At 64.9% G+C, this 25,447-nt stretch carries 27 protein-coding genes; 25 read left to right on the top strand and 2 right to left on the bottom strand.

All coding sequences use genetic code 11. The features are described from left to right. The first annotated feature begins 135 nt into the window (after positions 1-135). From BV908_RS05145 to BV908_RS05160, 4 genes are read left to right on the top strand one after another with little or no spacing between them, the layout of a single operon-like run. Positions 136-1,155, top strand: a complete 1,020-nt coding sequence (locus BV908_RS05145) for an RluA family pseudouridine synthase (RefSeq protein WP_015913985.1) — start codon at positions 136-138, stop codon at positions 1,153-1,155. Continuing rightward, positions 1,148-1,816 (top strand): HAD-IA family hydrolase, encoded by a 669-nt coding sequence (locus BV908_RS05150; RefSeq protein ID WP_103737418.1) that lies wholly within the window; start codon positions 1,148-1,150, stop codon positions 1,814-1,816. The genes BV908_RS05145 and BV908_RS05150 overlap by 8 nt, the downstream gene beginning before the upstream one ends. After that, complete coding sequence (locus BV908_RS05155) at positions 1,816-2,193, top strand: Rieske 2Fe-2S domain-containing protein (protein ID WP_011806407.1); 378 nt, start codon at positions 1,816-1,818, stop codon at positions 2,191-2,193. The genes BV908_RS05150 and BV908_RS05155 overlap by 1 nt, the downstream gene beginning before the upstream one ends. A 4-nt stretch (positions 2,194-2,197) precedes the next feature. Next, positions 2,198-3,241: a S49 family peptidase gene (locus BV908_RS05160; RefSeq protein ID WP_047351569.1), complete on the top strand. Its 1,044-nt coding sequence runs from the start codon at positions 2,198-2,200 to the stop codon at positions 3,239-3,241. 84 nt (positions 3,242-3,325) lie between these two features. Here the strand turns inward: BV908_RS05160 and BV908_RS05165 are convergent, their stop codons facing one another. Further along, the gene (locus BV908_RS05165; RefSeq protein ID WP_011806405.1) at positions 3,326-4,132 is read right to left on the bottom strand and encodes an SAM-dependent methyltransferase; all 807 of its coding nucleotides are present in this window, start codon (positions 4,130-4,132) and stop codon (positions 3,326-3,328) included. Then, positions 4,129-4,728 (bottom strand): Maf family nucleotide pyrophosphatase, encoded by a 600-nt coding sequence (locus BV908_RS05170; protein ID WP_011806404.1) that lies wholly within the window; start codon positions 4,726-4,728, stop codon positions 4,129-4,131. The genes BV908_RS05165 and BV908_RS05170 overlap by 4 nt, the downstream gene beginning before the upstream one ends. A 26-nt stretch (positions 4,729-4,754) precedes the next feature. On the opposite strand from BV908_RS05170, the gene BV908_RS05175 reads away from it, so the two are divergent. The 21 genes from BV908_RS05175 (at position 4,755) to acpS (ending at position 25,394) form a co-directional block, all read left to right on the top strand. Then, the gene (locus BV908_RS05175; protein ID WP_015913981.1) at positions 4,755-5,306 is read left to right on the top strand and encodes a YceD family protein; all 552 of its coding nucleotides are present in this window, start codon (positions 4,755-4,757) and stop codon (positions 5,304-5,306) included. Between the two features lie 132 nt (positions 5,307-5,438). Continuing rightward, entirely contained in the window at positions 5,439-5,621 is a 183-nt protein-coding gene (gene rpmF / locus BV908_RS05180; protein WP_011806402.1) for a 50S ribosomal protein L32, read from the top strand. Positions 5,622-5,743: 122 nt separating this feature from the next. Further along, entirely contained in the window at positions 5,744-6,775 is a 1,032-nt protein-coding gene (gene plsX, locus BV908_RS05185) for a phosphate acyltransferase PlsX (RefSeq protein ID WP_103737419.1), read from the top strand. Positions 6,776-6,793: 18 nt separating this feature from the next. Continuing rightward, on the top strand, positions 6,794-7,771 hold the full coding sequence (locus BV908_RS05190) for a beta-ketoacyl-ACP synthase III (RefSeq protein WP_011806400.1): 978 nt from the start codon (positions 6,794-6,796) through the stop codon (positions 7,769-7,771). Positions 7,772-7,827: 56 nt separating this feature from the next. Then, complete coding sequence (fabD, locus tag BV908_RS05195) at positions 7,828-8,781, top strand: ACP S-malonyltransferase (protein ID WP_103737420.1); 954 nt, start codon at positions 7,828-7,830, stop codon at positions 8,779-8,781. Beyond that, entirely contained in the window at positions 8,778-9,518 is a 741-nt protein-coding gene (gene fabG, locus BV908_RS05200; protein ID WP_103737421.1) for a 3-oxoacyl-ACP reductase FabG, read from the top strand. Before fabD ends, fabG begins: the two co-directional genes overlap by 4 nt. Positions 9,519-9,621: 103 nt before the next feature. Further along, entirely contained in the window at positions 9,622-9,861 is a 240-nt protein-coding gene (acpP, locus tag BV908_RS05205) for an acyl carrier protein (RefSeq protein ID WP_003058049.1), read from the top strand. 57 nt (positions 9,862-9,918) lie between these two features. After that, positions 9,919-11,163 (top strand): beta-ketoacyl-ACP synthase II, encoded by a 1,245-nt coding sequence (gene fabF, locus BV908_RS05210; protein WP_103737422.1) that lies wholly within the window; start codon positions 9,919-9,921, stop codon positions 11,161-11,163. Between the two features lie 621 nt (positions 11,164-11,784). Beyond that, positions 11,785-12,420, top strand: a complete 636-nt coding sequence (gene rpoE, locus BV908_RS05220; RefSeq protein ID WP_103737424.1) for an RNA polymerase sigma factor RpoE — start codon at positions 11,785-11,787, stop codon at positions 12,418-12,420. A 40-nt stretch (positions 12,421-12,460) separates the two neighbouring features. Beyond that, positions 12,461-13,084, top strand: a complete 624-nt coding sequence (locus tag BV908_RS05225; protein WP_103737425.1) for a sigma-E factor negative regulatory protein — start codon at positions 12,461-12,463, stop codon at positions 13,082-13,084. 146 nt (positions 13,085-13,230) lie between these two features. Next, a complete protein-coding gene (locus BV908_RS05230) occupies positions 13,231-14,175 on the top strand; it encodes a MucB/RseB C-terminal domain-containing protein (protein ID WP_281631024.1) in 945 nt (314 codons plus the stop codon). Positions 14,176-14,269: 94 nt separating this feature from the next. Beyond that, positions 14,270-15,745, top strand: a complete 1,476-nt coding sequence (locus tag BV908_RS05235) for a DegQ family serine endoprotease (RefSeq protein ID WP_103737427.1) — start codon at positions 14,270-14,272, stop codon at positions 15,743-15,745. Between the two features lie 440 nt (positions 15,746-16,185). After that, a complete protein-coding gene (gene lepA / locus BV908_RS05240; RefSeq protein ID WP_011806391.1) occupies positions 16,186-17,994 on the top strand; it encodes a translation elongation factor 4 in 1,809 nt (602 codons plus the stop codon). Between the two features lie 5 nt (positions 17,995-17,999). Beyond that, positions 18,000-18,977 carry a signal peptidase I gene (gene lepB / locus BV908_RS05245; protein ID WP_088888474.1) on the top strand — a complete coding sequence of 326 codons (978 nt, stop codon included), beginning with the start codon at positions 18,000-18,002 and terminating at the stop codon, positions 18,975-18,977. Between the two features lie 27 nt (positions 18,978-19,004). Further along, the gene (locus BV908_RS05250; protein WP_015913969.1) at positions 19,005-19,382 is read left to right on the top strand and encodes a DUF4845 domain-containing protein; all 378 of its coding nucleotides are present in this window, start codon (positions 19,005-19,007) and stop codon (positions 19,380-19,382) included. 5 nt (positions 19,383-19,387) lie between these two features. Then, positions 19,388-20,074 (top strand): ribonuclease III, encoded by a 687-nt coding sequence (gene rnc / locus BV908_RS05255; protein ID WP_103737428.1) that lies wholly within the window; start codon positions 19,388-19,390, stop codon positions 20,072-20,074. After that, positions 20,071-21,084: a GTPase Era gene (gene era / locus BV908_RS05260; RefSeq protein WP_011806387.1), complete on the top strand. Its 1,014-nt coding sequence runs from the start codon at positions 20,071-20,073 to the stop codon at positions 21,082-21,084. The genes rnc and era overlap by 4 nt, the downstream gene beginning before the upstream one ends. 253 nt (positions 21,085-21,337) lie before the next feature. After that, on the top strand, positions 21,338-22,126 hold the full coding sequence (gene recO, locus BV908_RS05265; RefSeq protein WP_011806386.1) for a DNA repair protein RecO: 789 nt from the start codon (positions 21,338-21,340) through the stop codon (positions 22,124-22,126). Between the two features lie 216 nt (positions 22,127-22,342). After that, positions 22,343-24,031, top strand: coding sequence for a DUF4153 domain-containing protein (locus tag BV908_RS05270; RefSeq protein WP_246867444.1), 1,689 nt, complete (start codon positions 22,343-22,345; stop codon positions 24,029-24,031). Positions 24,032-24,170: 139 nt separating this feature from the next. Then, a complete protein-coding gene (locus BV908_RS05275) occupies positions 24,171-24,950 on the top strand; it encodes a pyridoxine 5'-phosphate synthase (protein WP_103737430.1) in 780 nt (259 codons plus the stop codon). Between the two features lie 51 nt (positions 24,951-25,001). Further along, the gene (acpS, locus tag BV908_RS05280) at positions 25,002-25,394 is read left to right on the top strand and encodes a holo-ACP synthase (RefSeq protein ID WP_011806383.1); all 393 of its coding nucleotides are present in this window, start codon (positions 25,002-25,004) and stop codon (positions 25,392-25,394) included. Positions 25,395-25,447 lie beyond the last annotated feature (53 nt).

Raw genomic sequence — 25,447 nt, forward strand, 5'->3', positions numbered from 1 at the left:
CACGCGGGCCTTCGCAGGCAACCGGCCTGCAATCTGCGCGCATGACGCCCGTTGGCATCAACCATGCTGCGCGCCGAGCCGGGCTGGGTCCATTAAACTCCAGACAAATCAACCACTTACACATTCGTCGCGCAGGTGAAACACATTATAGGGGGCAAACCGGCCGCAGGCCGCACCCCGCCGGAAGCCCCGGCGGCCCGCATCGTCGAGGTCGACGCCGAATCCGCGGGCCAGCGGCTCGACAATTTCCTCATCCGCCATCTGAAGGGCGTGCCCAAGACTCATGTCTACCGCATCATCCGCAGCGGCGAGGTCCGCCTGAACAAGGGGCGCACCAGCGCCGACGCGCGCGTGGCACCGGGCGACCTGGTGCGTCTGCCCCCCGTGCGCGTGTCCGACAAGGTGCTGGACAAGGCGGAGCGCCCCGCGCCCGCGCGCGAATTCCCCATCCTGCTGGAAGACGAGCACCTGATCGCCATCGACAAGCCCGCCGGCACGGCCGTGCACGGCGGCAGCGGCGTGAGCTTTGGCGTGATCGAACAGTTGCGCCAGGCGCGGCCGCAGGCGCGCTTCCTGGAACTGGTGCACCGGCTGGACCGGGAGACCTCGGGCATTTTGCTGGTGGCCAAAAAGCGCTCGGCGCTCACACATCTGCAGGACCAGTTCCGGGGGCGCGAGACGGGCAAGACCTATCTGGCGCTGGTCACCGGCCACTGGCCCGCCAACAAGAAGGTCATCGACACGCCGCTGCACAAATACCTGCAGGAGGATGGCGAGCGCCGCGTGCGCGTGACCACGCCCGACGACCCGGACGGCATGCGCTCCGTCACCCTGGTCAAGGTGCGCAGCCAGCTCGCGCCGCGCCCCTTGCAGGGCCTGCCGGCGATGAGCCTGCTGGAGGTGACCATCAAGACCGGGCGCACGCACCAGATCCGCGTGCACCTGTCCTCCCAGGGCCACCCGATCGCGGGCGACGACAAGTACGGCGACTTCGACCTGAACCGGCGCCTGCAGAAGCAAGGCTTGAAGCGCATGTTCCTTCACGCATGGCGGCTACAGTTTGACCACCCGGCCAGCGGCGAGCGCCTGGAATTGCGCGCCGAATTGCCGCCCGAACTGACCGCTTTTCTTTCCGACGACCCCGCACATGCCTGATTTCCGCCCGCGCCGATTCGATCTCATTGCCTTCGACTGGGATGGCACGCTGTTTGACTCCACCGCCATCATCGTGCGCAGCATTCAGGATGCGGTGCGCGATGTGGGCGGCACCGTGCCTACGGATGAAGCCGCCGCCTGGGTGATCGGCATGGCGCTTCCGCAGGCTCTGGCCCATGCGGCCCCCGACGTGCCGCGCGAGCGCTATACGGAGTTGGGCAACCGCTACCGCTACCACTACCTGCAGCACCAGGACGACCTGAGCCTGTTCGACGGCGTGCTGCCCATGCTGGAGGGCCTGCGCACGCGCGGCCACCTGCTGGCCGTAGCCACGGGCAAGAGCCGACGCGGCCTGGACCAGGTGCTGCACCAGGTGCAACTGCGCGGCATGTTCGACGGTTCGCGCACCGCGGACGAAACCGCCGGCAAACCGCACCCGCTGATGCTGCAGGAACTGATGGCCGAGTTCGGCGTGGAGCCCGAGCGCCTGCTGATGATCGGCGACACCACGCACGACCTCGAAATGGCCCGCGCCGCGGGCTGTGCCAGCGTGGGCGTGGGCTATGGCGCGCACGACACGGCGGGCTTTGCCGAACTGGGGCCGCTGTGCGTGGCTTCGTCCGTGGCCGATCTGCACCGTTGGCTGCAGGAGCACGCGTAATGGCGACTCCGGTGGAGCAACGCATCGACCTCTGCCCCAGCGAGGCACTGGTGGATGGCGGCCGCGCCGTGGCGTTCGACGTGCGCTACTGCGGCCAGATCTGCCGCGCTTTCGCCATCCGCTATCAGGGCCGCGTGCACGCCTACCTGAACCGCTGTACCCATGTACCGATGGAGATGGACTACCAGGAAGGTCAGTTTTTCGACGACACCGGCCGCTGGCTGCTGTGTGCCACGCATGGCGCGGCCTACCAGCCCGACACGGGAGCCTGCGCTGGCGGTCCGTGCCGCGGCGGGCTGGTGAAGATCGCCTTGTCCGAGGAAGGGGGCCGGGTGCGCTGGCATACTGCCCTCCATCTGCACACCGTAGAGTTTTGACTCCATGACCGATCCCAACCGCACCGAACCCACGGGATTTGAGGGAAATCCGCCCGCAGCGCCCGACCTGTGGGCGCAACAAGCCACAAAAAATGAAGCGAGCAAGGCCGCAGCCGCCCCCGGCTGGGAGCGCGAGACGCTGGAGAAGCTGGTGCTCGGCACCCTGGCCGAGCAGCGCGCGGCGCGCCGCTGGCGCAACTTCTGGCGCCTGGCGTGGGTCCTGTTGGCGGGCGCGGTGATCTGGGCCGCGCTTTCGCGCGAAATGACCGCCACCAGCAAGAGCACGCCGCATACGGCCGTGGTGGACGTGAAGGGCGAGATCGCCGCGGGCGCCGAGGCCAGCGCCGAATTTGTCGTAGCCGCCATGCGCAGCGCATTCGAGGATGCGGGTTCGCAGGCCGTGGTGCTGCTCATCAACTCGCCGGGCGGCAGTCCGGTGCAGGCGGGGATCATCAACGACGAGATCGTGCGCCTGAAGGCCAAGTACAACAAGCCCGTCTATGCCGTGGTCGAGGAAACCTGTGCCTCGGCGGCCTACTACATCGCCGCGGCGGCGGACGGCATCTTCGTGGACAAGGCCAGCATCGTGGGCAGCATCGGCGTGCTGATGGACGGCTTCGGCTTCACCGGCACCATGGAAAAGCTGGGGGTGGAGCGCCGCCTGCTCACCGCCGGTGAGAACAAGGGGTTTCTCGATCCGTTCAGCCCCCAGACCGAAACCCAGCGCGCATACGCCCAGGCCATGCTCGACCAGATCCACCAGCAGTTCATCGGCGTGGTGAAGCAGGGGCGGGGCGACCGGCTCAAGGTCACGCCCGAAACCTTCAGCGGCCTGTTCTGGACGGGCCAGCAGGCGGTGGAGATGGGACTGGCCGACCAACTGGGCAACCTGGACTACGTGGCGCGCGAGGTGGTCAAGGCCGAAGACGTGATCGACTACACCCGCCGCGACAACGTGGCCGAGCGCCTGGCCAAGAAGTTTGGCGCCGCGGTAGGCATGGGTGCCGTGAAGGGCCTGGCCGCGCTGCAGCTGCCGCAGCTGCGCTGATATTGGGTTAAATCAGGCTCCAGCGCTTATCTATCAAGCGCTGCAAGCTATTATTTTTGAATCAACCGGGGCCGTACGTGCGGCCTACGCACCGATGGCGAAGACCGTGGGTACGCGGTTGTCCGGCGTGCCGGCGGTGTGTTGGCGCCATTCGCGCACCGTGTGGCTGGCAACTTGCGCATCGGCCAGCGTCAGGCCGCTTGCGCGCGCCAGCCGGGTCTGCGGCTGCAGCCCCTGCAGCAGCGCCTGCCACAGTGCGGCGTTGCGGTAAGGCGTCTCGATGAAAAGCTGTGTCTGGCCCTGCTTGTGGGCCAGAGTTTCCAGCTCGCGCAGGCGTTTGGTGCGCTCGCCTGCGTCCTGCGGCAGATAGCCCACGAAGGCGAAGTTCTGGCCGTTGAGTCCGCTGGCTGCCAGTGCCAGCAATAGCGACACCGGTCCCACCAGCGGTACCACGCGCAGCCCCAGGTCATGCGCCGCGCGCACCACGGAGCTGCCGGGGTCGGCGACTGCGGGCATGCCCGCCTCGCTGACCAGGCCCATGTCGTGCCCTGCCAATGCCGGCGCCAGCAGCGGACGTGCGTCGAACGATGCATGGCCCCGGGCGCCGTGGTCGCCCTTCTTGTGCACTTCGCGCGGCAGTTCGGTGATCTGCTGTGTCTGCAGCGGCGCCCCCAGCGGGTGCAGCGCGTCCACGCGCTTGAGGTAGGCGCGGCAGCTCTTGGCGTTCTCGCAAATCCAATGGGTGAGGCGTGCGGCCTGGCGCAACGTGCCCTCCGGTAGGGCTTCGGTCAGGGGTGCCTGGCTCTCGCAGCCGAAGTCCAGCGGCGCTGGCACCAGATACAGGATGCCCCGACCCAGGGTCGGGCCAACCGTTGCAGTGCTTTCGCTCATGGCAGCACCAGCCCCGCGGCGCGCAGCATGCGGCAGGTGCGTATCAAGGGCAGCCCGATCAGGGCGGTGGGGTCGTCGCTGTCGATCGCGTCGAGTAACGCGATGCCCAGGCCCTCGCTCTTGGCGCTTCCGGCGCAATCGTACGGCTGCTCGGCGCGCAGATAGCGCTCGATCTCCTCGTCCGAAAGGTCACGAAAGCGCACCCGCACCGGCGCCAGGTCCACCTGCTCGAAACCGCAGTCCTGGCAGACCACCGCCACGGCGGTGTGGAACACCACGGTCTTGCCGCGCATGCGGCGCAACTGGACGGTGGCGCGTTCGTGGTCGCCGGGCTTGCCCAGCGGCTCGCCGTCCAGGTCTGCCACTTGGTCGGAGCCGATCACGATGGCCCGCGGATGCGGGCCGGCCACGGCGCGCGCCTTGGCCAGCGCCAGGCGCAGTGCCAGCGCGCGCGGGGCTTCGTCCGGCCGCGGTGTCTCGTCCACCGCGGGGGCAGCCACGTCGAAGGGCAGGCCCAGTCGGGCCAGGAGTTCGCGCCGGTAGCGCGAGGTCGATGCCAATATCAGGGAGCGGGGCAGGGGGGAGAAATCCGGCATGCCTGGATTCTCTTACACTGCCCAGCATGACCAAGGAACACTCCCCCGACCGGCTGGACGTCAAGGCTTTTGCACAGGCCGGCGCTCACCTGTCCGGTCATGACACGCTGCTCAAATACAAGCGTCTGGCCGAGGAGGCGCAGGGGCTGCACCCGGATCTGCGCGTGGATTGGGCGGCGGACGGCGAAGTGCGCACCACGCACGGCGTAGGCGGCCAGGTCTGGCTGCGTCTGAAAGCCAGCGCCACCTTGCCGATGACCTGCCAGCGCTGCCTGCATTCCGTGGACGTGCCCCTGGAGGTGGAGCGCGAATTCCGCTTCGTGGCCGATGAAGCCACCGCCGAGGCACTGGATGGCGACAGCGATGAGGATCTGCTGGCATTGAGCCGCGAGTTCGATCTGCGCGAGCTGATCGAAGACGAACTGCTCATGGCCCTGCCGGTGGTGCCGCGCCATGAGGAATGCCCGACAGATGTCACGCTGGCCTCCAGCGACGAGGACTTCGAGCAGGCCAGTGCCGACAAGCCCAATCCGTTCGCAGCCCTGGCTGGGCTTCGCAAGGACAATCCGGACGCCTGAGAAACGGCCCGTTCGGCGGTTTCGATCAAAAACCATTTGAGATATAATCGAGGGCTTCGCGCGAATCCCCTCGTGTCTTCAATGGGCTGATCGCGTTTTTCACCAACCCTTTCAAGACCCTAGGAGCCGATCATGGCTGTTCAGCAAAACAAGAAGTCTCCCTCCAAGCGCGGCATGCACCGTTCGCACAATGCCCTGACGGTGCCTGGCATCGCCGTGGAGCCCACGACCGGCGAAACCCATATGCGCCACCACATCAGCCCCAACGGCTTCTACCGCGGCCGTCAGGTACTGAAGAACAAATCCGAAGCCTGATCCAGGCTGCGCACCCTCCGGGCCCGCTGCTACGAAAAAAGTAGCGCGGGCCTTTGTCGTTTTGGCATGCGCCAAAATGGCCCTTTTATTTAACGGCCGCCTGACGGCTTGACGATTTGCCGATGATCACACTGGCTGTTGACTGCATGGGGGGCGATCATGGCCCCGGCGTCACGCTTCCCGCGTGCCGACAGTTCCTGGAGCATCACCCTGACGCACGCCTGATACTGGTGGGTGGGCAGGATAGCCTGCAGGGTCTGGTACACGAGCGCGTGACGCATGTCGTGGCATCGGAGGTGGTCACGATGGACGATGCGGTGGAGGTCGCGCTGCGTCGCAAGAAGGACTCCTCCATGCGCGTGGCCATTCAGCAAGTCAAGGATGGCGTGGCGCATGCGGCCATCTCCGCCGGTAACACTGGCGCGCTGATGGCCATCGCGCGCTATTTGCTCAAGACGCTGGACGGCATCGACCGCCCCGCCATCGCTACCCAGATGCCCAATGCACAAGGCGGTGCCACTACCGTGCTGGACCTGGGCGCGAATGTCGATTGCACGGCCGAGCATTTGCTGCAATTCGCTGTCATGGGATCTGCGTTGGTGTCGGTGCTGCAGGACCACGATGAACCGCTCGTAGGATTGCTGAACATTGGCGAAGAGGTCATCAAGGGCAACGATGTCATCAAGAAAGCCGGTGAACTGCTGCGTTCTGCGGCCAAATCCGGGGACCTGAACTTTCACGGTAATGTGGAAGGCAACGACATCTTCAAGGGCACTGTGGACATCGTGGTGTGTGACGGTTTCGTTGGCAATGTGGCACTCAAGGCCAGTGAGGGCGTGGCATCGATGATTGCGGGAGCGCTCAAACAGGAGTTTTCGCGCAACATTTTCACGAAAATGGCTGCCATCGTCGCTTATCCAGTGTTATCTGCCATCATGAGGCGCATGGATCACCGGCGTTACAACGGAGCCGCCCTGCTCGGACTGCGGGGGCTCGTGTTCAAGAGCCACGGTTCGGCCGACGCGCTGGCTTTCGAGCAGGCTTTGATCCGGGCGTATGATGCGGCCCGCAACAACCTGCTCGACCGCGTCCGCGCGCGGGTTGCGCATGCGGCGCCTTTGCTGGCAGCCGCAGACGCCCAGCCCGCTTCCTGACCGGCCGTGCCTCCCCCAATGACACGCTATTCACGCATTACCGGCACCGGCAGCTATTTGCCGCCGCACCGGGTAACCAATGATGACCTGGTGGCCCAGCTGGCGCAGCAGGGCATCGAGACCTCCGATGAATGGATCGTGGAGCGCACGGGCATCCGCGCACGCCATTTCGCCGACCGGGACGTCACCAGCAGCGACCTGGCGTTGGAGGCATCGCGCCGCGCGCTGGAGGCCGCCGGTTGCCAGGCGCAAGATCTTGACCTGATCATCGTCGCCACCTCCACACCGGACATGGTGTTTCCCTCCACCGCCTGTATTCTGCAAAACAAGCTGGGTGCCAATGGCTGCCCCGCCTTCGACGTGCAGGCCGTGTGCAGCGGCTTCGTCTATGCACTCACGGTGGCCGACGCCATGATCCGCTCCGGGGGAGCGCGCCGTGCGCTGGTCGTGGGGTCCGAGGTCTTCAGCCGCATTCTGGATTTCAACGACCGCACCACCTGTGTGCTATTCGGCGACGGCGCCGGCGCAGTGGTGCTGGAGGCCTCGGAAGCGCCCGGCATCCTTGCGAGCGACCTGCATGCCGATGGCAGCCATGTCGGCATCCTCTGCGTGCCGGGCAACGTCTACGGCGGCCAGATTCTGGGCGACCCTTTGCTCAAGATGGATGGCCAGGCCGTCTTCAAGCTGGCCGTCGGCGTGCTGGAGAAAGCGGCGCGGGCCACGCTGGACAAGGCGGGCATGACCGACGCCGATATCGACTGGCTGATTCCCCACCAGGCCAACATTCGCATCATGCAGAGCACGGCGCGTAAGCTGAAGCTGTCCATGGACAAGGTGGTGGTCACGGTGGATCAGCACGGCAATACGTCGGCCGCCTCCATTCCCTTGGCACTGGACCATGGCGTGCGCAATGGCCAAGTCCAGCCGGGCCAGACGGTGCTGCTGGAAGGGGTGGGCGGCGGCTTCACCTGGGGTGCGGTGCTCCTGAAAATGTAGCTATTGGCGCTTGCTGTGCAAGCGCTGGAGCCGCTTTTGTCTTGAACTGTTTGACCATGTCGAAAACTTTTGCATTTGTGTTCCCCGGCCAAGGCTCGCAGTCGGTGGGCATGCTGGACGCTTGGGATGACCATCCCGTGGTGGCCGAGACGCTGCGCGAGGCTTCAGAGGCGCTCGGCGAAGACGTCGGTGCGTTGATTCATGCGGGGCCCAAGGAGGCGCTGGCCCTTACCACCAACACCCAGCCGGTGATGCTGGTGGCCGGGATTGCGGCTTGGCGCGTGTGGTGCGCTGAGGGCGGGGCACTGCCGGCTGCCGTGGCCGGGCACTCCCTGGGCGAATACTCCGCGTTGGTGGCCTCGGGTGTTTTGAGTCTGGCCCAGGCAGCTCCGCTGGTGCGCCTGCGTGCCGCTGCCATGCAGGAGGCCGTGCCCGTGGGGGTTGGCGCCATGGCGGCCATCCTCGGACTGGAGTCAGCCAAGGTGATCGCCGGTTGCGCCGAGGCTATGGCCAGCTTTGGTGCTGGATCCACCGATGTGGTGGAAGCCGTGAATTTCAACGATCCCGCTCAGACCGTGATTGCGGGTACCAAGGCGGGCGTGGAGAAAGCCTGCGAAGTGCTCAAGGCAGCGGGCGCAAAGCGTGCACTGCCACTGCCGGTGTCGGCGCCCTTCCACTCCAGCCTGATGAAGCCCGCCGCAGAAAAACTGCGTGCCGCGCTCGCTGCACTGGAATTGGGCGCTCCGCGCATTCCCGTGGTCAACAATGTGGACGTCGCGGTGCAGCAAGACGCAGATGCCATCCGCGATGCACTCTATCGGCAGGCCTTCGGCCCGGTGCGCTGGGTGGAGTGTGTGCAGGCGCTGAAGGCGCGTGGCGTGACGCATGTGATCGAATGCGGGCCCGGCAAGGTGCTGGCCGGGATGACCAAGCGCATCGACCCCGAACTGGTTGGCGCCTCACTGTTTGACCCGGCCACGCTGGCCGAAACCAAGGAACTGCTGGCATGAGTGAATCCGCCTCTCCCCAGATTGCGCTGGTTACCGGCGCCACCCGCGGCATCGGAGCCGCCATTGCCGCCGAGCTCGCCCAGCGGGGCTTGCGCGTGATTGGTACGGCCACCACAGATGAAGGCGCGCAGCGCATCGGCCAGGCCCTGGCGGCCTACGGCGGCAAGGGCGTCAAACTGAACGTGACCGACGGCGCAGCCGTGGACGCGCTGGTGGATGCCATCGTCAAGGAGCATGGGGGCCTGCATGTGCTGGTGAACAACGCGGGCATCACGCGTGACACGCTGGCCATGCGCATGAAGGACGACGACTGGGATGCCGTGCTTGACACCAATCTCAAGGCCGTTTTCCGCGTCAGCCGTGCGGCTATTCGGCCCATGATGAAACAGCGCTTTGGGCGCATCATCAGTATCACCAGCGTGGTGGGCGCATCGGGCAACCCCGGACAGGCCAACTACGCGGCCGCGAAGGCTGGTGTGGCTGGTATGACCCGCGCGTTGGCGCGTGAACTGGGCAGCCGCGGTATCACGGTGAACTGCGTGGCTCCGGGTTTCATTGCCACCGACATGACTGCCGATCTGCCGGAAGAGCAGAAAAAAGCGCTGAAATCCCAGATCGCCATGGGCGAATTGGGGCAGCCCAGTGACATCGCCCATGCCGTGGCTTACCTTGCATCGGCTGGTGCAGGTTATGTGACGGGACAAGAGTTGCATGTCAATGGCGGCATGTACATGTAATTAAAGTCAGTTGACGCCGTTTTGTCCGTACGGCGGGCTGCTACGGGGCTTTACCCGGAGCGGCTAGAATCGCGGATTCATTCACAACCCCCTGAGGGAAACCATGAGCGATATCGAAGCACGTGTCAAAAAAATCATTGCCGAACAACTCGGCGTGGAAGAATCCCAAGTCACCAACGAAAAAGCCTTCGTGGCAGATCTGGGTGCCGACTCGCTGGACACGGTGGAACTGGTGATGGCGCTGGAAGACGAGTTCGGCATCGAGATCCCTGACGAAGACGCAGAGAAGATCACGACGGTGCAAAACGCCATCGACTACGCCAATACCCACCAGAAGGCCTAAGTCGCTGCCGCCCCGCACTCCCTGGGGCGCGGCATCCCATCAGCAAAGGTTTAGCGCATGAGCCGTCGTCGCGTTGTCGTGACCGGCCTGGGTTGCATCACCCCCGTTGGCAATACGGTGGCCGATGCCTGGGCCAACATCCTCGCCGGGAAATCCGGCATAGACCTCATCACCAAGTTCGATACGACGAACTTTGCCTGCAAGATAGCTGGCGAGGTCAAGGGTTTTGACCTGGACTCCTTCATCAGTGCCAAAGATGCGCGCACGATGGATACGTTCATCCATTACGGTATCGCGGCGGCCGAAGAGGCAGTGCGCGACGCTGGTCTGCCCACGGGCGAGGCGCTGGACGATGAATTGGCCACCCGCATCGGCTGCATCATTGGTTCCGGCATCGGCGGACTGCCGCTGATCGAGAACACGCATGCGGAGTTGACCAACCGGGGGCCGCGCCGCATCACGCCGTTTTTCGTCCCTGCATCCATCATCAACATGGTGGCTGGCCAGGTGTCGATGCGCTTTGGCTTCAAGGGACCGAACCTGTCGGTGGTCACAGCCTGCACCACGGGCCTGCACTGCATCGGCGAAGCGGCCCGCAAGATCGAATACGGGGACGCCGACGTGATCGTCGCTGGCGGTACGGAGTCCACCGTCTCGCCCCTGGGTGTGGGCGGCTTCGCAGCCATGCGTGCCCTGTCCACGCGCAACGATGATCCGCAGACGGCGTCACGCCCCTGGGATAAGGACCGCGATGGCTTCGTTCTCGGCGAGGGTGCGGGGGTTCTGGTGCTGGAAGAGTACGAACACGCCAAGGCGCGTGGCGCGCGCATCTACGCCGAGGTGTTGGGCTATGGCATGAGCGCCGACGCCGGGCACATGACGGCACCCAATATGGATGGCCCGAGGCGTGCCATGGTTGCCGCACTGCGCAATGCCGGCGTGAATGTCGACGAGGTGGATTACCTCAATGCGCACGGCACGTCCACGCCGCTGGGGGATCTCAACGAAACCAATGCCATCAAGGCGGCACTGGGTGACCATGCCAAGAAGATGGTGGTGAGTTCGACCAAATCGATGACCGGGCATTTGCTTGGTGGAGCGGGAGGCATTGAGAGTGTGTTCACCGCACTCGCTTTGCACCAGCAGAAGGTGCCTCCTACCACGAATATCTTCGAGCAGGATCCGGAGTGCGATCTGGACTACTGTGCCAACACGGCGCGGGACATGAAGATCGACATCGCAGTCAAGAATAATTTTGGCTTTGGTGGCACCAACGGAACGCTGGTGTTTCGGCGCGTCTGATTGATCGGGCCTGGCGCGGCGGCCGGCGCGTCCGCGAGTCTCTGGATCATCGGGCGGGCTCGTCCTCACCAGTGTTTGGCTAACGTCCGCCATGCGTGAGTCCTTGCACGCTCCCGCCGTTCGCTACCCCTATGGCCGCTCGCTCGTGGTGGCCCGCACCCTTGTCGTGTTGGCGCTGGCCGGCATGGCCTGTCTATCGGTCTGGTTGCTATCCCATGGACGTCAGCCCGACCTGGCCATGCGCGCCTGGGTTGGCGCTGTGGCCTGGGTGTTGGGTATGGCGGCGGCCTGGCGCTTCTGGCACCGCCTGCCGGAAGGCTTTTTGGTGTGGGATGGCAGCCTATGGTGGTTGGAGACTGGGCGAACGGGCATGCGTATGCCCGTGGATCAGTCACCCGCGGTGCATCTTGACTTTCAGACCATCCTGATGCTTTCCGTGCAAGGGGCATCCCACACACGGCAATGGCTGTGGATGGAATGCAGGAGCGACCCTCTCCAATGGCCGGCTCTGCGGCGTGCGGTATATTCGCGCGCCCGTGGCGGCTCCCTGGCTGGCGCTCCCGCGAAGCAGACAACCGACGGAATGCCACCCCCGCAGGGTGGCGGAGCATCCCACAAGACATGACGACCCCATCGCCCGCGCCCCAAGAGCCCGCCGACAGTGATCTGCGATTGGTCGAGCGCACCGTCGCGGGGGACCAGCGGGCTTATGAACTTCTGGTCATCAAATACCAGCGGCGCATCGAGCGCCTGGTGGGGCGTATGGTGCGCGATACCGATCTGGTAGCCGACATCACGCAGGAAACCTTTCTGCGTGCCTACCGAGCCTTGCACCAGTTCCGTGGAGAGGCACAGTTCTATACCTGGCTCTACCGCATCGCCGTGAACACCGCCAAGAAGGCGTTGGTAGACATGAAACGCAATCCGGTTGTCACGGAGAGCGCTCTTCGCGGCAGCAGCGACTCCGAAGATGAAACTTCCTTCCTGGATCGTGAACTAATCAGCGACGAAACCCCCGAAACCGTGTTGGCGGCCCAGGAAATCGCTGCCGCTGTCAATGCGGCCATGGAGGCATTGCCCGAGGATTTGCGGCAGGCCGTGACTCTGCGGGAGATCGAGGGGTTGAGTTACGAGGAAATTGCCGTAGCCATGGAATGCCCCATCGGTACGGTGCGCTCGCGGATCTTCCGTGCGCGCGAGGCAATTTCCGCGCGGGTCAAGCCTTTGCTGGAGAAGCGCTCCGGCAAGCGGTGGTAGGCGTGTGAATGGCAATGGCGCGGTTTGGCGAGTAAACACCATGAACGACGACATGATGATGCGAGAACAGCTGTCGGCTTTGGCCGATGGGGAGTTGCAGGGCGAAGAATTTGCGCACGCGCTCACCTATGCCGCGAACGCCGAGGGGAGGGCGACGTGGCAGCTCTACCATTTGATAGGTGACACCCTGCGCAGTTCTGAAGCAGCGGGTATGGGAGACCTTGAACTCGTAGACCGCCTGCGCACGCAACTGGCGCGCGAACCGGCGCCCCGTTTGGCGGCCGCGGAAGTAGGTCACGTGGCCTCTATGAAGGCGGGGCGGACGAAAGACAACGCAGCCAACGCCGCAGTGTTCCGCTGGAAGGTGGCGGCAGGGTTCGCGTCGTTTGCCGCAATCGCGGCTGTTGGATGGAGTGTTTATCTGGGCGCCGAAGGTGACGGCCGCGCGGCAGGCGCGCAGTTGGCGGCGGCCCAGCCAGCCATGACGGCCACGGCGCCCGCTCTGCTGGCCACAGCCGCCGGCCCTGATGGGCAACAGGTCATGTTGCGTGATCCGCGTCTGGATGAGTTGCTCGCGGCGCACAAGCAGTTTGGCAGCACGACTGCACTGCAGATGCCGGCAGGCTTCCTGCGGAACGCCACGTTTGAAGCGCCTGCGCGCTAAAGGGTCGGGCTCATCGTTGGAATGTCTAGGCTAGGGAGTCCAGGCGCGTGATTCGGTGGCGAGTAATGCAGTGCTGCCGCAGGTTGCGGTCATGGTGGTTGGTGTGTGGCGGTTTGATGCTCTGTGGCGTGGCTGCGGCGAACTGCATGTCAGGCCCCGCACCAACGACCCCTGGCGAACCACGCGACGTGGCGGAGTGGGTTGCGCGCATGCACCATGCTTCGCTGTTTCGCAGCTACCGCGGCACGTTCGTGGTCCTTTCTTCCAGTGGGGCCATGGTCAGTTCCCGGATCTGGCATGCCTGCGAGGGTGCGCGGCAAATTGAGCGGGTCGAGGCGCTGAGCGGAACACCACGGGTGGTCTTCCGGCGCGAAGAGGAGGTCCGCACCTTCCTTCCGCAGGCCCGTGTGGTACGCAGCGAACTGCGCGACGTGCCCGGTGCTTTTCCGCGTGTTGCCGACGCCAAGGGTGTCCATCCTTCGCAGCATTACGCACTGCGGGCGCTTGGGCAGGAGCGCGTGGCCGGGAGGGATGCCGATCGGCTTTTATTCCAGCCCCGTGACGCCTGGCGATTCGGCTACCAGATCTGGGTGGATCGCGTGTCTGGACTGGTTGTCAAGATGCAGACCTTGGACGGCGAGGGGCGGCTCCTGGAGCAGGCGGCGTTTTCGGAACTGAATCTGGATGCCCCGGCGGATCTGTCGCGCATCGAACAGATGATGGAGGACTTGCAGGGGTATCGTCTCGTGAAGGTCCCTCTTCAGCGGACGACGGCCGAAGCGCAAGGCTGGACCATGGGCAAGGCTGTGGCCGGATTCGTCTCCCAGGGCTGCTATCGCAAAGACGTGATGGCCATGGCGTCCGGCCCGCTATTGCAGTGCATTTACTCAGACGGCTTGGCCACGCTTTCCGTCTTTGTGGAGCCGTTCGATGCCGCACGCCATGCTGCATCTGTGCGCAGTGCCAGTATGGGCGCCACACAAGTGGTGGGCCGGCAGGTGCACAAAACTGCCTGGGTGACCGCTGTGGGGGAAGTTCCTGCCCGCACGCTCCAGCGGTTTATCGAGTCCGTTCAACGCAAGGACGAGTGATGCGCGCCGTTCCCGGTGTACGGGAACCAATGCGCGCCGCTTTCCCACAAACCGCTATTCCCGCTGTTGCGGGTTGTCTGGAAAAGAAAGGCTGATGATGACGAAACTCCGTGCAAAGCGCGCATGGTGGCCCTGCGCTATGGCCATCGCCTTGGCAATGGGCGGCGCAGGCTTGCTAGCGGCGCCCGCTTCGGTACAGGCCCAGCCTGCTGCCGTGGTGCGTGGCCTGCCTGACTTCACCGAACTGGTCGAGCAGGTGGGCCCGTCCGTGGTGAACATTCGCACAACCGAGAAGGTTACGGCGAGGCCCTCCATCGGGGGCATGGATGAAGACATGCTGGAGTTCTTCCGGCGTTTTGGTGTCCCGGTGCCCAACATTCCACGCCAGCAGGGGCCGCAGCGTCCGCAGCCCGAAGAGCAGCCGCGTGGCGTGGGGTCGGGGTTCATTCTGAGTCCTGACGGCTATGTCATGACCAACGCCCACGTGGTGGAGGGGGCGGACGAAGTGATTGTGACGCTGACGGACAAGCGGGAGTTCAAGGCCAAGATCATTGGCTCGGACAAGCGCACCGACGTTGCCGTCGTTAAGATCGACGCCACGGGACTGCCCGCGGTAAAGGTGGGTGACGTCGGTCGTCTTAAGGCGGGTGAATGGGTCATGGCAATCGGCTCTCCCTTTGGCCTGGAAAACACCGTGACCGCCGGCATCGTAAGTGCCAAGCAGCGCGATACGGGCGACTATCTGCCCTTCATCCAGACGGACGTGGCCATCAATCCCGGTAACTCCGGCGGCCCTCTGATCAACATGCGGGGTGAGGTGGTGGGCATCAACAGCCAGATCTACTCCCGCTCCGGCGGATTCATGGGTATCTCGTTCGCCATTCCCATTGACGAGGCCATGCGCGTGAGCGAGCAACTGCGCGTGAGCGGTCGCGTGAGCCGTGGCCGCATTGGTGTTCAGATTGGCTCGGTACCCAAGGATGTGGCGGAGTCCATCGGGCTTGGCAAAACCGACGGCGCGCTGGTGCGCGGCGTGGAGACTGGGTCCCCCGCGGAGAAGGCTGGCATCGAGGCGGGCGACGTGATCACGCGCTATGACGGCAAGGCCGTCGAGAAGGTGTCTGACCTTCCCCGCTTGGTGGGCAACACCAAGCCAGGCACCAAGACCCATATCACGGTGTTCCGCCGTGGCGCATTGCGCGACCTGTCGATCACCATCGCCGAGGTGGAGCCTGATGAAAAGGTGGCAGCCAAGGCAGCCGAAGCAGAAGGCAAGGGCAAGTCCTCGACAGCGGCTCAGCAGATCGGCTTGGTCGTTGCCGACCTGACCGCTGCGCAGGCGAAGGAGCTGAAGGTGAAGGGGGGGGTGCGCGTGGTCTCTGCCAACGACGCGGCGGCGCGTGCCGGCCTGCGGGCAGACGATGTGATCGTCGCGCTGGCTAACACCGAAGTCCGTAACCTCAAGGATTTCGAAGCGGTACTAGCGAAGGCTGACATGGGAAAACCCATCAACGTGCTTTTCCGTCGCGGCGAATGGGCGCAATATGCACTGATCCGCCCCAGCCGTTAGGCAGCGTCGCCAGGGCTCGCTGGAGCCCTGCGATTCCGTAGCGGGGAACGCTCTTTCGCAGGGTCGGTATCAACGGGGCGCTATGTACTTATTGATAGAATAAGTGCGTTTCAAAGGCGCCAATCAATATAACTCCACCTTGAACGTCGCCATGCGGAAAACGCGCTAAGTCATGCACAGGTTTTCCATGGCTTGTTCACTTGTTATTCAGCAATTTGAGATGTGTTGGTTGAATAAGATGTGGATAAGTGCCTCGTTGCAGCCCGGCAACGACCCCGGGCGCTTGTAGGACGCACCCCTTGTCGGGGCCTTTTTGCCTACAATGAAGCTCCAACTATCGCAGTTGCCAAAGATTGTTGGTTCAGGGCGCGTCGCTTGTTTGACGCGCCCTTTTTTCTTGTCATGAGCCTTGCGGTTCAAATACTTGTCGTATCCCGTTGATGAACCACATCAGAAATTTTTCGATCATTGCGCACATTGACCACGGCAAGTCCACGCTTGCTGACCGCATCATCCAACGCTGCGGGGGACTGGCCGACCGGGAGATGGAAGCACAGGTGCTCGACTCGATGGACATCGAGAAGGAGCGCGGGATCACCATCAAGGCGCAGACCGCGGCACTGCAATACAAAGCGCGTGATGGCAAGGTCTACAACCTGAACCTGATCGATACGCCGGGCCACGTGGACTTCTCTTATGAGGTGTCGCGCTCGCTTTCGGCGTGTGAGGGTGCATTGCTGGTGGTCGATGCATCGCAGGGCGTCGAGGCGCAGACCGTGGCCAACTGCTACACCGCGCTGGATCTGGGTGTGGAAGTGCTGCCCGTGCTCAACAAGATGGATCTGCCCCAGGCCGATCCAGACACCGCCAAGGCCGAGATCGAGGATGTGATTGGCATCGACGCAAGCGAAGCCATTGCCATTTCGGCTAAGACAGGCATGGGCATCGACGACGTGCTGGAGCAGATCGTTGCCAAGGTGCCGGCCCCGCGCGGCCAGTCCGAGGCGCCGCTGCGCGCGATGATCATCGATAGTTGGTTTGACTCCTACGTGGGCGTCGTCATGCTGGTCCGTGTGGTCGATGGCCGGCTGCAGAAGGGCGAACGCTTCAAGATGATGGCCAGCGGCGCTGCCTACGAGGCGAACAACCTCGGTGTGTTCACGCCCGCGCAGCAGTCGCGCGATGCGTTGGAGGCGGGCGAGGTGGGCTACATCATCGCCGGCATCAAGGAACTGAAGGCAGCGAAGGTGGGCGACACCATCACGCTGGAAAAGAAGCTGCCCAACAACCTGGGCCCCGCCACGGAGGCGCTGCCGGGCTTCAAGGAAATCCAGCCCCAGGTGTTTGCCGGCCTGTACCCGACGGAAGCCAACCAATACGACGCGCTGCGCGACGCCCTGGAAAAGCTGCAGCTCAACGATGCGTCGCTGCACTTCGAGCCCGAGGTTTCGCAGGCGCTGGGCTTCGGCTTCCGGTGCGGCTTCCTGGGGCTGCTGCACATGGAGATCGTGCAGGAACGCCTGGAGCGCGAATTCGACCAGGACCTGATCACCACCGCGCCTAGCGTGGTGTACGAGGTGGTCAAGGGCGACGGCGAGGTCATCATGGTCGAGAACCCGTCCAAGATGCCCGACCAGGGCAAGATTCAGGAGATCCGCGAGCCCATCGTCACCGTGCACCTGTACATGCCGCAGGACTACGTGGGCCCGGTGATGACGCTGGCCAACCAGAAGCGCGGCGTGCAGATGAACATGCAGTACCACGGCCGCCAGGTCATGCTGACCTACGAACTGCCGCTGGGCGAGATCGTGCTGGACTTCTTCGACAAGCTCAAGAGCGTCTCGCGCGGCTATGCCTCGATGGACTATGAGTTCAAGGAGTACCGCCCTTCCGACGTGGTCAAGGTGGACATCCTGCTCAACGGCGAAAAGGTGGACGCGCTGTCCATCATCGTCCACCGCAGCCAGTCGCAATACCGCGGCCGCGCGGTGGCGGCGAAGATGCGCGAGATCATCTCGCGCCAGATGTTCGACGTGGCCATCCAGGCGGCCATCGGCGCCAACATCATCGCGCGCGAGACCATCAAGGCATTGCGCAAGAACGTGCTGGCTAAGTGCTACGGCGGCGACATCACCCGCAAGCGCAAGCTGCTGGAAAAGCAGAAGGCAGGCAAGAAACGCATGAAGCAGATTGGGTCGGTGGAGGTGCCGCAAGAGGCCTTCCTGGCGATCCTGCAGGTTGAGGATTGATCGCTGTGCAAGTCATGCAATACATCACGGCCGCGGTGCTCGCGGCATTCGTGGGCTATGTGGGCGCGTGGTATTTCGGCGCGCTTGAGGGCAACTTCGCGCTGCTGCTGTTCCTGGCCACGGTGGTGACCGGGGCGTACTGGCTGGCCGAGCGCTTCATCTTCCTGCCCCGGCGCCGCCAGGCCGCGCAGGCACTGGAGGCTGCAGCGGCCCAGCGCCGCGCCGAGTTGGATCGCATGGGCATCCAGAAGGTGGACCAGGACGACCTCCAGGAAGCCAAGGGGCGCATCCTCATGCAACCCTGGTGGCTGGACTGGACGGCGGGGCTCTTCCCCGTGATCGCCATCGTCTTTCTGCTGCGCTCGTTCCTGTTCGAGCCCTTCAAGATTCCCTCGGGTTCGATGATCCCGACGCTGCTCGTGGGCGACCTGATCCTGGTGAACAAGTTCACCTACGGCCTGCGCCTGCCCGTGATCAACACCAAGATCACTGAAGGCAATCCGCTGCAGCGTGGTGACGTGGTGGTGTTCCGCTACCCGCCGCAACCCAACATGGACTACATCAAGCGCGTGGTGGGTATCCCAGGGGATGAGGTGGCCTACCTGAACAAGCGCCTGACGGTGAATGGCACACCAGTGCCCACCACGGCACTACCGGACTTCTTCGACCCGGATGCGATGCGCTATTTCAAGCAGTTCGAAGAGCAACTGGGCGCACACCCGCACCGTCTTCTCAACAACCCCGAAGTTCCGGCGTTCGTGCAGGGTGCGAGCAATTACCAATTCCGCGATCAGTGCCGCTACAGCGTCGAGGGCGTGACCTGCAAGGTGCCTGAAGGGCACTACTTCATGATGGGTGACAACCGCGATAATTCGCTCGATTCGCGCTACTGGGGTTTCGTGCCGGACGGGAACATCGTGGGCAAGGCCTTCTTCGTGTGGATGAACTTCGGTAATCTCAAGCGCATCGGACCATTCAACTAACCAGTATTGGCAGAGAGGGAAGCAGACATGGGAGCACAACGCACCACCACTCGTTCGCGTCAGCGGGGGCTGTCGTTCATCGGCGTGATTTTCGTGGGCCTGATCGCTGTGGCCGCATTCGCGATCGGCGGGCAGTCCGTACCCATCTTCCTGGAATACTTAGCGATCAAGAAGGCCGCGGTGAAGGCGGCGCGCGACGGCTCGACGGTGCCCGAGATCCGCGCAGCGTTCGACCGGGCAGCAGCCATTGACGACATCCATTCCATTGCCGGCAAGGACCTGGAAATCACCAAGCGCAATGACAAGATCGTGGTGTCATTCAGCTATTCGCGTGAAATTGCCCTGGCGGGACCGGCCTTCCTGGTCTACCGCTTCCAGGAATCGACCCAACCCCCGAATTACTAGTCTTAGTGCAACCGGCCAGTCTCTCCACGCTGCAGCAACGCCTGCAGCATCAGTTCTCCGATGCGTCGCTGCTGCAGCGCGCGCTCACCCACCGCAGCTTCAGCGCGGACCACAACGAACGCCTGGAATTCCTGGGCGACTCGGTGCTGAGCCTCGCGGTCTCCAGCCTGCTGTTTCGCCGCATGCGCGACCTGCCCGAAGGGGAGTTGTCGCGCGTGCGTGCACTGCTCGTCAAGCAGGACTCGCTGCACCAGATCGCCGTGCGGCTGCAGTTGCCGCCGGTGCTGCGCCTGGGTGAGGGCGAGGCCAAGTCCGGCGGCAAGCTGCGCCCGTCCATCCTGGCCGATGCATTGGAAGCGATCATCGGCGCGGTGTACCTGGATGCGGGCTATGAGTGCGCCGAGCAGCTGGTGCACCGCCTGTTCGAGGGCGTGGAATTGAGTCCGCGCTTGCAGGAGGCTGCGAAGGATGCCAAGACCGCGTTGCAGGAGTGGCTGCAGGGCCGCAAAATGAATCTGCCTCAGTACCGGGTCGTCTCCACCACGGGCGCCGCGCACAACCAGGTGTTCCATGTGGAGTGCGAGGTGGTCGAGTTGCAGCGCGTGGAGCGCGGCAGCGGCGCATCGCGCCGCGCCGCTGAGCAGGCCGCCGCCAGCGCCATGCTGGCCCAGTTGAAAGCGAAAAACGTATGAATGCTACTGAAACCGTAGCTGGTAGCGCAGACGATTCGGGCGCTAGCGGCCAAAATGACCTGGAAGCCATGCTGGCGGCCGCGCGCCCCGGCGGCGATGCCCCGGCCGAGGCCAGCGGGCAGCGCTGCGGGCTGATCGCCATCGTGGGCAAACCCAATGTGGGCAAGTCCACGCTGATGAATGCGCTGGTGGGGCAGAAGATTTCCATCACCAGCCGCAAGGCGCAGACCACGCGCCACCGTATCACGGGCATCCGCACACGCGGCGCCACGCAGTTCGTGTTCGTGGACACGCCGGGCTTTCAGACCCGGCACTCCACCGCGCTCAACAAGTCGCTCAACAAGACCGTGATGGGCGCGATTGGCGACGTGGACCTGATTCTCTTCGTGGTCGAGGCCGGCAGCTTCACGCTGGCCGACGCCAAGGTGCTGTCGCTGTTCAAGCCGGGCATCCCCACGCTGCTCATCGCCAACAAGCTCGATACCGTGCACCGCCGCGCCGAGATCGCACCGTGGCTGCGGGACATGCAGGGCCGCCACCCGTTCGCGGAGTTCGTGCCCATGTCGGCCAAGAACAAGGGCGATATCGAGCGCCTGTACGGCATCTGCGAAAAGTACCTGCCCGAGCAGCCCTGGTGGTATGCCGAGGACGAGTTGACTGACCGCAGCGAGAAATTCCTCGCCTCTGAAACCGTGCGCGAGAAGCTGTTCCGCTTCACGGGCGACGAATTGCCCTACACCTCCACGGTGGTCATCGACAAGTTCGATGAGGAAAAGAGCAAGCAGCACAAGCGCTTCATCCGCATCGCGGCCACCATCGTGGTGGAGCGCGACGGTCACAAGGCCATGGTGATCGGCGAAAAGGGCGAACGCCTGAAGCGCATCAGCACCGAGGCACGGCAGGAGCTTGAAAAGCTCATGGATGCCAAGGTGTTTCTGGAGGTCTGGGTCAAGGTGCGCTCCGGCTGGGCCGATGATGAAGCGCGCGTGCGCTCCTTCGGTTATGAATAGGACCGTCCCGTGAACGGCTGTGCCGTCTTCCCCCGCGCGCGGCGCTGCGTTTCGCGGGCACAGGGGTGACGCGGTGGCTGGGCAAGGCTCGCTCCGCGCAGGCTTCTGGCGTGGCCCGTTTCGCTGCTCTCTGACGGGTGGTGCAGTGGCGACGTCACGCGGCGCGGGTGATGCTTGCACACGGATTTTCAAGCAAATCAGCCTCCAGCGCTCATCTGTCAAGCGTTGGACGCTATTTAAAAGATAGCAATTCATGGCCGCCCGCCGCATCGCCGACGAGCCCGCCTACGTACTCCACAGCTACGACTGGAGTGAATCCAGCCTGATCCTGGAGACGTTCACGCGCCATTACGGCCGCGTGGCGCTGGTCGCCAAAGGGGCGAAGAAGCCCACCTCCAACTTTCGGCCCGTGCTGCTGCCGCTGCAGCCGCTGCGGGTGACCTACACGCTGGGCGGCGAGGGGCATGGCGAGATCCATGCGCTCAAGGGCGCGGAGTGGGCGGGTGGCCATGTCATGCCGACGGGCGATGCGTTGCTATCGGGCCTGTACCTCAACGAACTGCTCCTGCGGCTGCTGGCGCGTGAGGACACCCACGCGCCGCTGTTCGATACCTATGCCGGCGTGGTGCGCGTGCTGGCAACCGTGGACCACGAGGGGGAACATGGCGATGCGCTGGAGCCCGTGCTGCGCAGCTTCGAGCTGCTGCTGCTGCGCGAGATCGGCCTGTTGCCGGGCCTGGATGCGGAGACCTCCACGCTTGCTCCGCTGCACGCGGCGGCCCGCTACGCGCTCGTGCCGGAAGCCGGCCTGCGCCCGGCCGTGCCGGCCGACCGGGCGGCGCTTTCGGGAGGCCAGTGGCTGGCCCTGCAGGGCGCGCTGGACGAGCCCGCGCGCTACACCGCCACGCTGCGGGCCATCGCGACAGCCGAGGCGCCGGTGGCGGCCGATCTCAAGACGCAGTTGCGTGCGCTGCTGCAATACCACTGCGGCAGCCCCTTGCTGCGCACGCGCCAGCTGATGATGGATCTGCAGAAACTCTGAGAAGTTGTCCTCAGGCTTTCCTCGCGGCGCTTGGTCTTAGCTCCGTGCCCAGGCGCCGTGACATATCTTGCCAATGGCACGCGCTGTCGGCGCCCGATGTGCCGTGCAGACGGGCCAGTCCGCGAGAATCGCTTCCGCGATGGGTTTGAGGGCAGCTTCTGAAACACAGACGACGGGAGGGAACAGGGCATGGACCATGGCAGGGCAAGAGGGTGGATGATCGGCTGGGCGATCGCGCAGGGCGCCGCATTGTGGGCGTTGCACGGGCTGCTGCCGAAGGGCGACGCCGCTGTGCTCTGGCCGCTCTACGCCGTGGTGCTGGCGGTGCCGCCGACCCTGCAACTGCTGGCCGCGTACCGTGCACGCCGCCTGCTGTGGGTGTACGCAGCGGCCCTGGCCATGGTGTTCGCCGCGGCCGCGGCTTATGCGGGCCATGCCTCGCTGGGTGAGAACCGCGGCCGCGCCGCCATGGCCCTGGGGGTGCTGCTGTCCTGCAGCTGGTTCGTGCTGCTGCCTTTTGCCGAGCAACGCCTGGCCAGCGGCACCTGGGCGCGCGACTACGCCCGGCTCTTCGCCACGGCCTGGCGCCATGCCTTCCAGTTGCTGTTGGCGGGCCTGTTCGCCGGGCTGTTCTGGGCCCTGCTGTTCCTGCTGGCCGGGCTGTTCAAGGTGCTGGGCGTGTCGCTCTTCATGGACACATTCACCAGCCGCCCGTTCGTCTACATGGCCACCCCGATGGCGTTCAGCATGGGGTTGTCGCTGTACGCGGCGCGGGAAGAAGCGTTGGCGGGTTTCTGGCGTTCGATGCTCCAGGTGCTGGGCTGGCTGTTGCCGCTGGCCTGCATGATCGCTTTGCTGTTCCTCGTGGCGCTGCCGGTGCGCGGCCTGGCACCGCTGTGGAAGACCGGGCACGCCACGGCGCTCATGCTCGGGCTCATGGCGTGGCTGGTGTTTCTGTTCAACGTGGCCTGGAGCGACGGCCGGGCAGAAAGCCAGCGCTTCGGCCCCGGGCTGCAGCGCTTTTGCGCGGCCGGCCTGCTGGCAATGCCCGTGTATGCCGCGCTGTGCGCCTATGCGCTGGGACTGCGGGTGGCGCAGTACGGCTGGAGCGCGGACCGCGTCTGGGCCGCGCTGGCCGTGGCCCTGATGGCGGTCTACGCCGTCGGGTATGCGGTGGCCGCACTGCGGGGCGGTGCGCCCTGGATGGCGCTGGCGCGCCGGGTGAACGTGGCGGCGGCCTGGCTGGCCGTTGCGCTGGCTTTGTTGACCTGCACGCCCGTGCTGGACCCGGCGCGCATCGCTGTCGCCAGCCAACTGGCGCGCCTGCAAGCGCAGCGCGTGGACGTGCAAGCCTTCGACTTCCGCTACCTGCGCTGGGACGCGGGCCGGGCCGGTCGCGCGGCGTTGGAGCAGTTGGCGCAGGAGCAGAGCCACCCCCAGGCCGCGCAGATCCGGGAACAGGCCCAGGCGGCCCAGCAGGACACGCACCGGTACGCGCGGGGCCGTGGAACGCCTGTTTGGACCGCCGAGACCCTGCGCGCCCGGTTGCAGCCGTTTCCCGCCGAGGCGGCGCCCGATGCCGCATGGCTTGAATTCCTGCTCACCCAGCTGCGGGGGAACCAGCTGTCGCTGACCTGCACCGAGGCCGCGCCCTGTCCCGTCCTGCGCATCGACCTGGACGGTGACGGGCAGGCGGAGCAGGTGCTGCTCAGCGGCTATGCGAGCCAGGTGTTCGCGCGGGACGGTGCGCGGTGGCGGACGGTGGGGCGTCTGCAGGGCAACCTCCGGCATGTGCAGGGCGCGCGGGCCGGGCAGTGGGTGGAGCAGGGCGTCCAGACCCAGCCACCCCGTTGGCGCGACTTGGTGATCGGCGGCGAGCGCTACTCGGTGCGCGAGACGGACTGAGGTGGCCCGGCGGCGTTGTGCAGGCGCCCCGGCGCGGCCGCAACCCGCGCCGCCGCGCGCCGCGGCCTTGCGCAGCGTCGTCCCCGCCCCCGTCGCAGATTGCTATATTGCCTAGCTTCACGCCACCGCTTCGCATCCCATGACCACCTCCCACGCGCGTACCGCCCTCTCCGTGAACGTCAACAAAGTGGCGCTGGTGCGCAACACGCGCCATCTGGGCATTCCCAGCGTGCTGCGCGCCGCGCAGCTGTGCCTGGAGGCGGGGGCGCAGGGCATCACCGTCCATCCGCGCCCCGACGAGCGGCACATCCGTGCGCACGATGTGTACCAACTGGCCGAGCTGCTCAAGCAATGGCCGCAGGCCGAGTACAACATCGAGGGCAACCCCACGCACAACCTGATGGAGTTCATCCGCCAGGTGCGCCCGCACCAGGCCACCTTCGTGCCCGACAGCCAGGACCAGTTCACCAGCGACCACGGCTGGAGCTTTCCGCAAGATGCCGAGCGCCTGGCGCCCCTGATTGCCGAATGCCGGCAGTTGGGCGTGCGCGTGAGCCTGTTCATGGACCCCGTGCCCGAGCAGATGGCCGCCGCGCGCGCCGTGGGGGCCGACCGCGTGGAGCTGTACACCGAGCCTTACGCCGCCGCCTGGGGCACGCCGCAGCAGGCAGCGCAACTGGAGCGCTACCGTGCTGCCGCCCAGGCCGCGCTGGATGTCGGCCTGGGGGTGAACGCGGGCCACGACCTCAGCCGCGACAACCTGGCGGACTTCCTGGCCCACGTGCCCGGCGTGCTGGAGGTGTCCATCGGCCATGCGCTGATCGCCGATGCGCTGGAGTTGGGCTACGGCGACACGGTGCGCGCCTACCAGCGCTGCATCGCCCAGGGCATGACGGAGCGGGGACTCCTGAAACCATAGCTGCTCCCGCTTGTTGGATAAGCGCTAGAGACCTATTTGACTCATAACCCCATGATCTACGGCATCGGTACCGACATCTGCGACGTGCGCCGCATCCGCGCCAGCCTGGCGCGCCATGGCGATCGCTTCGCCGAAAAGGTGCTGGCCGATGGCGAGCTGGCGACCTGGCGCGCACGCTCGGCACGCTGGCCCGAGCGCGGCGTGCGCTACCTGGCCACGCGCTTTTCTGCCAAGGAGGCGTTCAGCAAGGCCATCGGCTTGGGGCTGCACATGCCCATGACCTGGCGGCACTGCGAGGTGGCCAACCTGCCCAGCGGCCAGCCCACAATCGTGCTGCACGGCGCGCTGCAGGACTGGTTTGCCGCGCGCGGCCTGCGCTGCCACCTGAGCGTGACCGACGAGAGCGACTACGCCGCCAGCTTCTGCGTGGTCGAGAAAGATTGAAGCCAAATCAGCCCGCAGCGCTTGTGTGGCAAGCGCTGGTAGCTATCAAAATG

Source organism: Diaphorobacter sp. LR2014-1, from assembly GCF_002916785.1.
GTDB lineage: Bacteria > Pseudomonadota > Gammaproteobacteria > Burkholderiales > Burkholderiaceae_C > Diaphorobacter > Diaphorobacter nitroreducens.

Bases quoted from the DNA above. Each gene is read 5' to 3' on its own strand.
- BV908_RS05150 (WP_103737418.1), top strand. From the start codon at position 1,148: ATGCCTGATTTCCGCCCGCGCCGATTCGATCTCATTGCCTTCGACTGG.
- BV908_RS05155 (WP_011806407.1), top strand. From the start codon at position 1,816: ATGGCGACTCCGGTGGAGCAACGCATCGACCTCTGCCCCAGCGAGGCA.
- BV908_RS05160 (WP_047351569.1), top strand. From the start codon at position 2,198: ATGACCGATCCCAACCGCACCGAACCCACGGGATTTGAGGGAAATCCG.
- BV908_RS05165 (WP_011806405.1), bottom strand. From the start codon at position 4,132: ATGAGCGAAAGCACTGCAACGGTTGGCCCGACCCTGGGTCGGGGCATC.
- BV908_RS05170 (WP_011806404.1), bottom strand. From the start codon at position 4,728: ATGCCGGATTTCTCCCCCCTGCCCCGCTCCCTGATATTGGCATCGACC.
- BV908_RS05175 (WP_015913981.1), top strand. From the start codon at position 4,755: ATGACCAAGGAACACTCCCCCGACCGGCTGGACGTCAAGGCTTTTGCA.
- rpmF (WP_011806402.1), top strand. From the start codon at position 5,439: ATGGCTGTTCAGCAAAACAAGAAGTCTCCCTCCAAGCGCGGCATGCAC.
- plsX (WP_103737419.1), top strand. From the start codon at position 5,744: ATGATCACACTGGCTGTTGACTGCATGGGGGGCGATCATGGCCCCGGC.
- BV908_RS05190 (WP_011806400.1), top strand. From the start codon at position 6,794: ATGACACGCTATTCACGCATTACCGGCACCGGCAGCTATTTGCCGCCG.
- fabD (WP_103737420.1), top strand. From the start codon at position 7,828: ATGTCGAAAACTTTTGCATTTGTGTTCCCCGGCCAAGGCTCGCAGTCG.
- fabG (WP_103737421.1), top strand. From the start codon at position 8,778: ATGAGTGAATCCGCCTCTCCCCAGATTGCGCTGGTTACCGGCGCCACC.
- acpP (WP_003058049.1), top strand. From the start codon at position 9,622: ATGAGCGATATCGAAGCACGTGTCAAAAAAATCATTGCCGAACAACTC.
- fabF (WP_103737422.1), top strand. From the start codon at position 9,919: ATGAGCCGTCGTCGCGTTGTCGTGACCGGCCTGGGTTGCATCACCCCC.
- rpoE (WP_103737424.1), top strand. From the start codon at position 11,785: ATGACGACCCCATCGCCCGCGCCCCAAGAGCCCGCCGACAGTGATCTG.
- BV908_RS05225 (WP_103737425.1), top strand. From the start codon at position 12,461: ATGAACGACGACATGATGATGCGAGAACAGCTGTCGGCTTTGGCCGAT.
- BV908_RS05230 (WP_281631024.1), top strand. From the start codon at position 13,231: ATGTCAGGCCCCGCACCAACGACCCCTGGCGAACCACGCGACGTGGCG.
- BV908_RS05235 (WP_103737427.1), top strand. From the start codon at position 14,270: ATGATGACGAAACTCCGTGCAAAGCGCGCATGGTGGCCCTGCGCTATG.
- lepA (WP_011806391.1), top strand. From the start codon at position 16,186: ATGAACCACATCAGAAATTTTTCGATCATTGCGCACATTGACCACGGC.
- BV908_RS05250 (WP_015913969.1), top strand. From the start codon at position 19,005: ATGGGAGCACAACGCACCACCACTCGTTCGCGTCAGCGGGGGCTGTCG.
- era (WP_011806387.1), top strand. From the start codon at position 20,071: ATGAATGCTACTGAAACCGTAGCTGGTAGCGCAGACGATTCGGGCGCT.
- recO (WP_011806386.1), top strand. From the start codon at position 21,338: ATGGCCGCCCGCCGCATCGCCGACGAGCCCGCCTACGTACTCCACAGC.
- BV908_RS05270 (WP_246867444.1), top strand. From the start codon at position 22,343: ATGATCGGCTGGGCGATCGCGCAGGGCGCCGCATTGTGGGCGTTGCAC.
- BV908_RS05275 (WP_103737430.1), top strand. From the start codon at position 24,171: ATGACCACCTCCCACGCGCGTACCGCCCTCTCCGTGAACGTCAACAAA.
- acpS (WP_011806383.1), top strand. From the start codon at position 25,002: ATGATCTACGGCATCGGTACCGACATCTGCGACGTGCGCCGCATCCGC.